Source organism: Chloroflexus sp. (assembly GCF_034435895.1).
Taxonomy (GTDB): Bacteria; Chloroflexota; Chloroflexia; order Chloroflexales; family Chloroflexaceae; genus Chloroflexus.
Genome location: NZ_DAOTWH010000202.1, coordinates 17,726 through 28,877 on the forward strand (window position 1 = coordinate 17,726; position 11,152 = coordinate 28,877).

At 59.9% G+C, this 11,152-nt stretch carries 9 protein-coding genes; 4 read left to right on the forward strand and 5 right to left on the reverse strand.

Features of this window, described 5'->3' with window-relative positions; translation table 11 throughout:
• Nucleotides 1-6: 6 nt before the first annotated feature.
• The 4 genes from U9R81_RS11940 to U9R81_RS11955 are packed head-to-tail and all read right to left on the reverse strand — an operon-like array spanning nt 7 to nt 3,536.
• Nucleotides 7-666, reverse strand: coding sequence for a DUF4230 domain-containing protein (locus U9R81_RS11940; RefSeq protein WP_322495673.1), 660 nt, complete (start codon nt 664-666; stop codon nt 7-9).
• A 14-nt stretch (nt 667-680) separates the two neighbouring features.
• Nucleotides 681-1,790, reverse strand: coding sequence for an o-succinylbenzoate synthase (gene menC / locus U9R81_RS11945; protein ID WP_322495674.1), 1,110 nt, complete (start codon nt 1,788-1,790; stop codon nt 681-683).
• A complete protein-coding gene (locus U9R81_RS11950; protein ID WP_322495675.1) occupies nt 1,790-2,503 on the reverse strand; it encodes an FKBP-type peptidyl-prolyl cis-trans isomerase in 714 nt (237 codons plus the stop codon). The genes menC and U9R81_RS11950 overlap by 1 nt, the downstream gene beginning before the upstream one ends.
• Before the next feature lie 46 nt (nt 2,504-2,549).
• Nucleotides 2,550-3,536 (reverse strand): glutaminyl-peptide cyclotransferase, encoded by a 987-nt coding sequence (locus U9R81_RS11955; protein WP_322495676.1) that lies wholly within the window; start codon nt 3,534-3,536, stop codon nt 2,550-2,552.
• 353 nt (nt 3,537-3,889) lie between these two features.
• On the opposite strand from U9R81_RS11955, the gene U9R81_RS11960 reads away from it, so the two are divergent.
• From U9R81_RS11960 to U9R81_RS11975, 4 genes are all read left to right on the forward strand, one after another.
• The gene (locus U9R81_RS11960; RefSeq protein ID WP_322495677.1) at nt 3,890-4,351 is read left to right on the forward strand and encodes a CBS domain-containing protein; all 462 of its coding nucleotides are present in this window, start codon (nt 3,890-3,892) and stop codon (nt 4,349-4,351) included.
• A gap of 524 nt (nt 4,352-4,875) precedes the next feature.
• Nucleotides 4,876-5,091 carry a PAS domain-containing protein gene (locus U9R81_RS11965; protein WP_322495678.1) on the forward strand — a complete coding sequence of 72 codons (216 nt, stop codon included), beginning with the start codon at nt 4,876-4,878 and terminating at the stop codon, nt 5,089-5,091.
• Between the two features lie 12 nt (nt 5,092-5,103).
• Nucleotides 5,104-6,822 (forward strand): PAS domain S-box protein, encoded by a 1,719-nt coding sequence (locus U9R81_RS11970; RefSeq protein WP_322495679.1) that lies wholly within the window; start codon nt 5,104-5,106, stop codon nt 6,820-6,822.
• Between the two features lie 389 nt (nt 6,823-7,211).
• On the forward strand, nt 7,212-8,837 hold the full coding sequence (locus U9R81_RS11975; RefSeq protein ID WP_322495680.1) for a PAS domain S-box protein: 1,626 nt from the start codon (nt 7,212-7,214) through the stop codon (nt 8,835-8,837).
• Between the two features lie 447 nt (nt 8,838-9,284).
• On the opposite strand, the gene U9R81_RS11980 is transcribed toward U9R81_RS11975, so the two are convergent.
• Nucleotides 9,285-11,152, reverse strand: a 1,868-nt coding sequence (locus tag U9R81_RS11980; protein ID WP_322495681.1) for an MSCRAMM family protein, incomplete at its 5' end; no start/stop codon positions are given.

Consider the following 11,152-nt stretch of genomic DNA (forward strand, 5'->3'; position numbering starts at 1 on the left):
CTCCAGTTACGACGACAGCGGTTCGATCACGACCCGGCTAAACCCCAGCTCGTCGATCAGCCACCGTTCGAGGCGACGATAGCTAACTTCGCTCGCGATACTGATCAACTCAGGATCGTTCGCCACGCGCTGGCGAATCTCGGCCCGCGCCTGCGTGAGGGCCTGATTCTGGGCCGCCGTGATCTGCGATCCGATCCAGCGCCGCGACTCACCGATCACCTCAATCTCGATCGGGTTGGGTTCGCCATCAATGGCCGCGCGCGGTAAACGGATTGTCAAGGTATTGCCCTCGCGCTGGATCTGCGCCCGGCTGAGGTCAACTGTCAAGCGCACCTCAGCCGTCACCTTGAGCGTAATCACATCGCGGCCAAAGAAGCTCTGCGCGCCGCTCACCGTGGTCACGGTGGTGACTGGAAACTTGATCGATAAGCCAATGGCCGGATCGATCCGGCGCAGATCAGGCAGGGGGATGAGAGTCGGCGCTGCCGGCGGCGCGGTGGGAGGTAACGGTGTGAAGGTCGGTGGCGTGGTAGGCCACGGCTCAGGGGTGAGCGGCGTGACCGCCGGCGTTGGCTGGGCCCAGCCGCGGTTGATGAACAGCAGCAAGCCCGCCAGTGCTACGGCAATCACGCCGCTGATAATCCAATTGATCGTTCGTTGCTCCATAGCCGGCTCAATTGCTAGGCCTTCAACATCACATAATCCACCGTCACTGCTTGCAACCGTTCCAGATCAACTTCGGCTCCGCTGCCCGGCCCGGTGGGCACCGTCAGCGTGCTGTCGGGGTTGAGCGTGAACGGGTTGGTGACGATATCTTGATGGAAGTAGCGATCGTTGGCGCTGATGTCGCCGGGCAGGCTAAAGTTGGGAAGGCTGGCCAACCCGACGTTGGCAGCGCGACCAATGCCGGTTTCGAGCATGCCGCCGCACCAGACCGGAATGCCGGCGGCTTGGGCCATGTCGTGAATCTGGCGGGCAGCGGTGAAGCCGCCGACCCGCGATGGCTTGATATTGATCACGCCGCAAGCGCGCAACTCAATCGCCCAGCGGGCATGATCGGGCGAGACGATGCTCTCGTCTAAACAAATCGGCGTGCGCAGTTGGCGCTGCAATTTGGCGTGATCGATGATGTCGTCGTGAGCTAATGGCTGTTCAATCAACAATAGCTCAAACTCATCGAGTTTAGCCAATTGCGGCGCTTGGTCAAGGGTGTAGATGCTATTGGCGTCAACCTGCAAGCGCAGATCGGGCCAGCGCTCGCGCACTGCTCGCGTCGGCTCCACATCCCAACCCGGCTTGATCTTGAGCTTCACCCGCTGGTAGCCGGCGCTGACATAGCCCTCAACCACCTCAAGCAAGGCTTCGATCGAAGGTTGGACGCCAACGCTGACGCCGACTTCAACCCGTTGCCGAGCGCCGCCGAGCATCGTGCTCAGGCTCTCGCCGCGCGCGCGGCCAAACAGATCCCACGCCGCAAATTCAAGACCGGCCCGTGCCATGCGGTTGCCGCGCACGCGGGCAAAGATCGCGTCCACCTCTTCGGGCCGGCTCAGATCGCGCCCCAGCAGCATCGGAGCCAGAATCTCGCGCATCATTGCCCACGCCGTGGCCTGCGTCTCTTCATTGTACCATGGCCCGGCGCCGACCGGTGCTTCACCCCAGCCGATTGCACCCTCGCTGTGCAAGGTCACGATCACCGAATGATTGGCCTCTTCGCGCCAGCCACTCGTCTCAAACGGCGACCGGTACGGCAGCTTGATGCGCCGCAACTCGATGGCTTCGATCCGCATCAATGCACCTCCAACAACTCCACTTCAAAAATCAGGGTCGCCCCCGGCGGGATCACGCCACCCGCGCCGCGGCTGCCGTAGGCCAAGGCCGCCGGAATCACCAACTGCCGCTTCCCGCCCTCGCGCATCCCGGCCACGCCTTCATCCCAACCGCGGATCACCCGTCCCGCACCGAGCGGAAACTCAAACGGCTCACCGCGGCTGAGCGAACTGTCGAACATACTGCCGTCGGTTAGCCAACCGGTGTAATGCACCGTCACTGTGCGGCCAGCGGTCGCCGTCACGCCGTCGCCGACCGTCAAATCGGCATACTTCAGGCCACTAGGACTGGTGGTATAGCGATCGGCGGGCAGATCCTGCGGCGCATCCGGCGGGCCGGGCATGATTTCGACCAGCTCGACATCAAAGGTGAGGGTCGCGTTCGGCGGGATCACCGGCGGGTACCCCATCGCGCCATAGCCGAGATGGGGCGGAATAATCAGCCGCGCCTTGCCTCCCACCCGCATCAGCCCGATCCCCTCATCCCAACCGGGAATGACCATCCCGACGCCGAGCGGAAAGCGGATCGGCTCGCCCCGCTCGTAAGAACTATCAAACACCGAACCATCGGCGAGCATTCCGCGGTAATGCACCGCCACGACTGAACCGGGTTGCGGCTGCTCGCCGTGACCGGCCTGCACTTCGACATACTGTAATCCGCTAGGGGTGGTCATCGGATACTCCTGTCTGTTGAGGCCCATGCGGGCAAAAAATAAGGCGCTACTGACCATCCGGGCCGGAGATCAGCGGCAGGTAGATGTTCTGCTCAAGCGTAATCGCAAACAAGCGCGGCCAATATTTGCCGGTCACGAAGATCTGGCCGCTGGCCGGATCGTAGGCGATGCCGTTCAAGACATCAGCCGTTGCGCGTTCTTCAGGCGAGAGCAAGCCGCTCAGATCGAGCGCACCGATCACGTGGCCGTTGGCCGGATCGATCAGCACAATCTGATCGCTATACCAGACATTAGCAAAGATCACGCCGTTGATATACTCCAGCTCATTCAGCCGGTCACGCGGCTGGCCGTCGATCGTGACTGTGACGGTGCGCACAACGGCCAACCGGCCGCTGGCGATGGTGGCTGCCGGATCGATGAAATAAAGCGTGGCAGTGCCGTCGCTCATGATCAGATTGGCGCCGTCGTAGGTCAGGCCCCACCCCTCACGCGGCATTATCGCCGGCGGTGTGGGGTAGGTAAAGGTGCCAATCCGCTCAAAGGTGGCGGCGTCATAGATGAGACCAAGGCCATTCTGCCACGTAATCTGGAAAATCCGGTCGCCAATCTGGGCAATCCCCTCGCCATACAACATTGGGTCGCCAAGATCAACGCTGCGCAGCACTTGGCCAGTCGCCAGATCGACTTCGCGCAGCGACGAATTGGCGTAATCGCCGGTACCCTCGTACAAGCGGCCCGGCCCGGCCACGATCAAGCCTTGCGTCCATGCGCGGGGATCGTGCGGATAATCAGCGACCACGCGGTACGGCAACAACGGCGGCGACTGGGACGGAGCAGCGTCCGATGAACCTACGAACGGAATGGATACCGTGGCTGGGGTTGAGGTTGATGTAGCCGCTTGGGCCGGCGCCACTGCCAGCGGGATCGACACCACCGCACCGGTTGGGGTTGGCGAAGGCATGCTCGCGGGTGAGCGAACGCAAGCCGCTAACAACCACAATCCTGCCAACCAGAATACCCAGCGGAACCGCATACGAACACCTCACATTGAACCGGCAGAGGTATTGTACCACCTTTAACTGGATGCGCTGAACGGCGAATCGCTATTGCTCTGGGTCTACGGCGGCACGAACGGCGGGCTGGCGATTATGGAGTGCGGCAGTACACTGCCGCAGCGCTACGGCGACGCGAACAGCGGGCCGGCGGCCCGCGCTCCCTCGGCAGGAACAGGCAAAACGTTCCCTCTGCATCAGTATCACCAGCAATCACACGATCCGGTTGTCGCATGATTACCGCAATGACGGCAACTTTTCATTATGCGCGCGCGCAATGCCTGCTACAATGAAAACAGGATTCTCCTTACTCATCAGCGCAAGGAGGCGCACCATGACGAACAAACCAAAGGCTGTTCCAGCCGAGCAAGAGATTCGCTATTGGATGCGCACACCGGCCATCACCATCAATCTCGCCGCGCCGCTGAGCGAGGCGCTGGCATTGATGCGCGAGCATGATATCCGGCGCTTGCCGGTCGTGGTCGATACCGGCGAACTACGCGGTATCATCACGCAAGGCGATATTCGCGGCGCCGATGTCATGCGCGTCGCCGGGCTTGATCCGGTCGATATTGCGCAGGCGTTGCGGAATGTGAAGGTCTACGAAGTCATGACCGAGAACCCGATCTCAGTCACGCCAGAGACCGGTCTCCGCGAAGCAGCCTTGCTGATGATCGAGAACAAGATCGGTGGATTGCCGGTGGTTGACGATCAACATCGGGTCATCGGCATTATCACCGAGAGCGATCTGTTCGAGGCGCTGGTGCAACAACTCGAAACGCACCCTCGGTTTTAAGGTAAATGACCCTGAAGCACCCGGCAGGGGTGGGGCCACGCCTCACCCCTTATTGATGTCTCACATTCGCTTGGCCCTTTTGTCATTGTGAAGGGCTACGCCCTGTTGTCATTGTGAGGGCGCGGAGCGCCCGAAGCAATCTCCTGCTTTAGCGTAAGGCATGCCTAAGCGAGTTCGGTTCGTGGTCGTGGGGGGTAGTACGGCGTGCTGCCCCTACGGGCGGCGCGCACTGACCGGCGGGGCGGTAGGGTGCGGTTGTCATTGCGAGGGCGCGGAGCGCCCGAAGCAATCTCCCGCTTCAGCGGATGGCATCCCTAAAGGTGGTTCGGTTCGCGTGCGGGGGAGATGGCTACGCCGCGCACAGGGCGGTGAATATCAATTTTAAAATTGTTTTCACTTGCTGTTAATTGCTTCTTAGTTACTCGTTAATAATTTTTGATTAAAATAGCGATAAGGCAACCGCAACAAGCGCTGTTGCCGTAAAAACGATTTGTAACCCCTTTCCACCCAACTGGAACCACCCTATGCAATCTTCCCTCTTTGATGACGACACCGAGCGCGCGCAATTGCAGCGGCTTCGGACTGCAATCAACGGCGCTGCCCTGCTTGTCACCGAGGCCGATGTCCAAGGGATCATTACCTATGCTAACCCCGCTGCCCAGCGCTACTTTGGGTACACGCCTGAAGAATGTGTCGGCAAAACGGTGCTGGAGCTGATCCATCCCGACGATCGTGAGTAACTGCAACAGAACGTGATCGAATGGGTGCAACTTGGTCTGCACACTGCGACGAGCGAGAACCGCATCATCCATCGCAATGGCGATGTCTTTTACTTCTTGTGGTCGGTGACCATCCACTACAACGAGCAGGGATTACCGGTTGGTTTCACCTCGATCGGGCACGACATCTCGCAGCAGGAACGGTTGTTCAAGGAGTTATTCGAGAGCCGTGAGATGCTCTACACGGTGATCGATAATTTGCCGTTAGGGGTGTTTTGGAAAGACACTGAGTTACGCTTCCTTGGTTGCAACCGGCGCGCGCTGGATGATGCCGGTCTCGCCAGTTTTGCTGAGATCGTTGGAAAAACTGATTTCGAGCTGCCGTGGCGCGATTGGGCCGAACGCTACCAATACAGCGATCGTTTGGTGATGGCGGCTGGCCCGAAAGGGAATATCGAAGAGAACTTTACCCGTAGCGATGGCTCGGTTATCCGGATTCGCACGGCGAAAGTTCCTCTGCGGCGCGATGATAAAGTGATCGGCGTGCTTGGTTTTTCCGAAGACATTACCTCCTTGCGCAACAGCGAAGAGGGGTTGCGCACCTTCCGCCTGTTGGTCGAAAACGCTCCCGATGGGATTGGCATTGTTGCTCCAACTCTGCAGATCACCTATGCGAATCCGGCATTCGCTAAGATGCTCGGCTACGAGACGCTGGACGCACTCGCATGGTCTGAACTCGTCTACCCTGCTGATCGCGATCAACTGGCTGCGATCGTGCAGCAGTCCAGCCAAACCGGCAATGCGCAAACCACGATCCGTTATCGGCGCCGCGATGGTTCGGTCGTTACGGCTCAGCTTGCGCTGCCGGCTCTGCGCGATCGCGATGGTTCGTTGTTGGGGTATGCGGTGATCAACCGCGACCTCACCGAACAGTTGCGCTTTGAAGCGCAGTTGCGCGCCGGAGAGCAGCGCCTGCGGGCGCTGATTCAATCCTTGCCCGATATGTTCTTTTTGCTCAGCCGTGATGGCGTGTTTCTCGATTTCAAAGCCGACAGCAACGACGATCTCGCGTTACCGCCTGAGGTCTTTCTCAATCGCCGGATCGACGAGGTATTGCCGCCTGAGCTAGTCGCGTTGACGCAGCGGCATATCGAAGCGTTGCTCGCTACTGGCCAAGGCCAGCGTTACGAGTATCAGATGCCGGTCAAGGATGAACTCCGTGACTATGAAGCGCGCATGACCCTCAGTCACGACAACGTGTTGGTCATCGTCCGTGACATTACCGAGCAGCGCCGGATTGAACGCGAGCGGCAGACGCTGGTGATGCAAGAGCGGATTATTCAAGCTCAGCAGGCAATTGTGCGCGAGTTGAGCACACCGCTGATGCCGATTGCTGATGGCGTGGTCGCGATGCCGTTGATTGGCGCCATCGATAGCGCCCGTGCTCAGCAGATTATGGAAACGCTGCTCGATGGCGTCAACCGTTATCGGGCCACGGTTGCCATTCTCGATATTACCGGCGTGAAGGTGATTGATACCCAGATTGCCGGCGCTTTGTTCCAATCCGCCAAGGCAGCTCGTCTCCTCGGCGCGCAGGTGATGTTAACTGGCATCAATCCGGAAATTGCGCAGACTTTGATCCACCTTGGTATCGAGTTCCATGAGATTGTTACCAGAGCGACGTTGCAGGAAGGGATTGCCTACGCGCTAAGCCGCCGAGTGGCGCTGCAACGGGTGAATGGCAAACAGTAGATAGGACAAAACGACGGATCGGCGAGTTGCTACTAGGATTTGTCAAATCATGGCAGCAAAACATATAACAATCTTCTGCAATATTACTGATGTGGATCGCTTCTCGACTGCAGTTTTTTGGCAAAATAGATTGATCATCCATGGAAATTATATTGCACTGCTGCATGCAAAGTGAGCAGTCTAATTTCGTCGCTTGATTTTGCCTTAAATCATGATATAATAATTACATATAATGTTAACACTTCAATTATTGAGACGCCAAGCACATACAATCATAAGAAACGTGCTCGCCACAACGTATACATCGCGCGCAGGATGGGCTGCCAAAACTGGGCATCCCATTTTTATACCAAGCTGACCCGTTGCCGTCGATGGAGTAGCAATCGCCTATGACAATCGAACCAATGCCCAATGGCACATCCCGGTGCCAAATCGCGATCGCGCAACTGGATCGTCTGCGTACTGCACTGGCTAGCGCGTGGTTGCTGGTGATAGAAACCGACGCACAGGGTTTCATCACCTATATCTGCCCGAACTCGCACCATTACCTTGGCTATACCCCTGAAGAATGCGTCGGCAGGCATGTCTTAGATTTCATCCATGCCGATGATCGGGCCGCGTTGCAGCAGCAGATTGCCGAATGGGTGCAACTTGGCTTGCGTTCGGTACCGATCGAGAACCACGTCGTTCATCGCAACGGCCACGTCTTTGATTTTCTGTGGGCCATTACGCTCCACTACGATGAAGACAACAATCTCATTGGGTTTACCTCGATCGGGCACGATATCTCGCCGATTGAACAACTGCGCGACGAGTTGTACCATAGCCGCGAGATGCTCCATTTGGTGATCGATAGCCTGCCGCTCGGCGTGTTTTGGAAGGATACCGCGTCGCGTTTCCTTGGTTGTAACCGGCGCGCGCTGGCCGATGCCGGTTTCGCGAATGTCGCCGAGATGGTTGGCAAAACCGACTTCGATATGCCATGGCGCGATAAGGCTGCGCTGTACCAGCAGAGCGACCGCTTGGTGATGGCGACCGGCCCGAGATTGCATATCGAAGAGACCTTTACCCGTGGCGATGGTTCGGTCATCTGGTTGCGCACCGGCAAGTTGCCGCTCAAGCGCAACGGTGACGTGATTGGGGTGCTGGGCTTCTACGAAGATATTACTGAAGTGCGCCAGCAGGAAGGGTGGCTGCGTACCTTCCGCTTGCTGGTTGAGAGCGCGCCGGACGGGATCGGGATTGCTGATCCGGAGCTGCGCTTGATCTACGCTAACCCGTCATTTGCCGCGATGTTAGGCTACGAAACCCTTGCTGGCAAGATGTGGCTCGATCTTGTTCATCCGGCCGATCGGGCGCAGCTCGATCGGATTGTGCATGCCGCCGCCTTCGGCGGCGGCGCCCAAACGACCATCCGCTACCTTCACCGCAACGGTTCCCCGATCACCGTCCAACTCTCGATCCCGGTCTTGCGCAATCGTGACGGCCAGTTAGCCGGTTACGCTTCGATCAACCGCGACATCACCGAACAACTGCGCGCTGAAGAGGAGCGCCAGCGGCTGGCGTTGCAAGAGCAGGTGATTCAGGCTCAGCAGGCGATTTTGTGCGAACTGAGTACGCCGCTGTTGCCGATTGCCGATGGGGTGGTGGTGATGCCGTTGATCGGCGCGGTTGATACCGCTCGCGCCCAGCAGATTCTGGAAGCGCTGCTCGATGGCGTGAGCCGGCATCGGGCTAAAGTTGCGATTATCGATATCACCGGCGTCAAGGTCGTCGACACCCAAGTCGCTAGCGCGCTCATTCGCGCCGCCCAAACCGCCGCTCTGCTCGGTGCGCAGGTGGTGCTGACCGGCATTAGCCCGGAAATCGCCCAAACGCTGGTGCAGATTGGCGTGACGATGCAAGGCTTGGTCACGCGGGCTACCTTGCAAGAAGGCGTTGCCTACGCCCTGCGCAGCCAGCCGGTGTCGCAACCGGCGAATGGCCGGGTGGCGACGGGCAAGCGGGTTGCGTAGTTGGTGTATGCCTACCGCCGTGGACGCAGCAGAGGGTAGAGGACGTCGGCAATGGGAAAAGATCCTAAAACCCTTTGCGCCCTCTGCGTCCTTAGCGTCTTTGCGTTACAACCTCTGCGCCTTGGCTCGCTTTGCGTCTTGGTATTCGCCCTCACCCCCCTGCCGGCGGTCGAGAGGGAGCCGCGAGCTGGGCGGGTGAAGCATTACGGTAGCGGAACGCAGCAGCGCCCCTCTCCCGCAAAGCGGGAGAGGGGATGGGGGTGAGGGTCGATGTGTACCGCCGAGGGCGTGAGGACGCCGAGGGTACGGTACGCGCGTCGAAATGGGAACCGATCCAACATCCCTTTGCGTTCTTTGCGGCGCCGGACAACTGTCCGGCTCTACTTTGCCTCGTTTACCGCAGCACCAACGGCAGGTTGACCTGCCAGCTCTGGCTGCTGCCCACTGTCACCGTTGTCTGGGTGGTGACGTGCAGCGTCGTTTCCAGCGGGCGCGGCGGCGGGATTGTGAGCGTCTCTCCCGGCAGGACGATGATGCTGCCGCTGTCGTAGACCTCGACGCCGCACCGTCCGGGTTCGTGAAGGTTACTTCTACCGTGTACGGCCCGGCCTTGGCCGGCGTCACCTGCCCGCTATACACTCCATCATTCGCCTGCCAATCCGGCCCGCTACCGTCGTCGCGCAGGGTAAAGCGCCATTCCTGCCCATCGACGGCCCGCAGCACGCCACTGGCCGTCGCTCCTACGACGGGGTAGCCAGCGCGCAATACCGCCGCCACCATCAGCGACGCGCCGGCCGGCGCTGGGTCACCGTTCAGCACGGTCACGCTGGCTGTCACCTCAGCTACGCTGGCCATAGTCGCCCCAGCTTCCCACTGCACCGTAAGCAAACTACGGGCACGATGGCCGCTCACCAACTCGATCGACGGGGCCTGCCTGCTCGCTGGCGCGACGGCGGCCAGCTCCGGGTGGTACGGACGCGGCGGATACCGTCCAGCCACCCGCGGGTCTTGCCATAACGGGTGAGCCAAGGTTTCCCAGCCGCTAGTTTGATATATCCGGCGCTGGGCCGTCTGCGTTTGCTGGTTGAGTGGCGTGGACACATTCAGCCACCGGACGTCGGTTACGCTGCGCGACGGCGCTTCCGGGTTCATCAGGCTATATGTCACTGCTTGATCAGTGCTGCAGGCGCGGTCGGGCCGGTCAGCTTGGCACGGCGCGTCTAGCGGGCCTTCGTCGTACAACCCATAGAAGGCGTGCCCCCAATTGTGCGCCAGCAGATAGCCGGCGAGCTGCGGATGGGCGAGCAGATTGGTGTTGCTGCTTGTGATCGAGTCGCACATAATGATCGCCATCCCGCGCACCAGATAGCTGCCGCTGTGCGCTTGGGGCAGGCAGCTCTTCGCCAGCCAGCGGATGTGGGCGGCGTCGCGTTGAGCGCCGTTGGTGAACATACGCACGGAGCGCAGCTTATGCGCGCCGTTGGAAAACTCGAAGACGGCGTTGGCAAAGTGGCGGAAGACCTCTTCGTAGATCGCGCGCTGGGCCGGCGTCAGGTTGCCGTCGAACGAAACGATAAGGTCAATCGATTTGGCTGGGTCGGGCTGGAAGGCGCGGAAGGCGATGCCGCTCAGCGAGGTTGTCACCGCCACGCGCTGAGAGGGCGGGTCGAAAGCATAGCCAGCTTTGGCGGGAGTGAGCGTATAGGCGCCGGTGGCGGGAATGATGAGGGTAAAGGCGCCGACGCTGTCGGTGGTGGCACTGCGGCTGCCGGCGGTCACGACGACTCCGGCGACCGGGTTGCCGCTGCGATCGCGCACCGAGCCGCTGATGGCAAAGCCGGCTATGGCGGTGAAGTCTAGACTGCTGACATCGCTCGTGACCGTCACCGTGCGGTTGGCCGGCGTAAAGATATAGCCGGACAGGGCTGGGGTGAGGGTATACGTCCCTGCTTTCACCTTGGTCAAGGTATAGTCGCCGTTCGTATCGGTGGTTGCTGATCGGGCGCCGGCGCTGACAGTAACGCCGGCCACCGGCGCGCCGGCGGCGGTAGTAATCCTCCCGTTGAGGGTGTAGGTGTCTGCGAGGTCTAACTGGACGACGAAGGCTTCACCGCTGTTATAGGTGGTATCGAACGCCCTCGCCGTGGTTGGGAAGTCGGCAGAATAGGTAGAACCCGTCACGTACACGTTGCTGCTGCCGTCCACCGCGATGGCACTGACCTCATCGAGACTGCTACCGCCGAGGAAGGTCGCATACACCAATCCCGTTCCGGTGGGATTCAACTTCACCACAAAAGCGTCGGAGGTGCCGCCTA

Excerpts from the sequence above, each read along its gene's own strand:
- U9R81_RS11940 (WP_322495673.1), bottom strand. The coding sequence starts at position 666 with ATGGAGCAACGAACGATCAATTGGATTATCAGCGGCGTGATTGCCGTA.
- menC (WP_322495674.1), bottom strand. The coding sequence starts at position 1,790 with ATGCGGATCGAAGCCATCGAGTTGCGGCGCATCAAGCTGCCGTACCGG.
- U9R81_RS11950 (WP_322495675.1), bottom strand. The coding sequence starts at position 2,503 with ATGACCACCCCTAGCGGATTACAGTATGTCGAAGTGCAGGCCGGTCAC.
- U9R81_RS11955 (WP_322495676.1), bottom strand. The coding sequence starts at position 3,536 with ATGCGGTTCCGCTGGGTATTCTGGTTGGCAGGATTGTGGTTGTTAGCG.
- U9R81_RS11960 (WP_322495677.1), top strand. The coding sequence starts at position 3,890 with ATGACGAACAAACCAAAGGCTGTTCCAGCCGAGCAAGAGATTCGCTAT.
- U9R81_RS11965 (WP_322495678.1), top strand. The coding sequence starts at position 4,876 with ATGCAATCTTCCCTCTTTGATGACGACACCGAGCGCGCGCAATTGCAG.
- U9R81_RS11975 (WP_322495680.1), top strand. The coding sequence starts at position 7,212 with ATGACAATCGAACCAATGCCCAATGGCACATCCCGGTGCCAAATCGCG.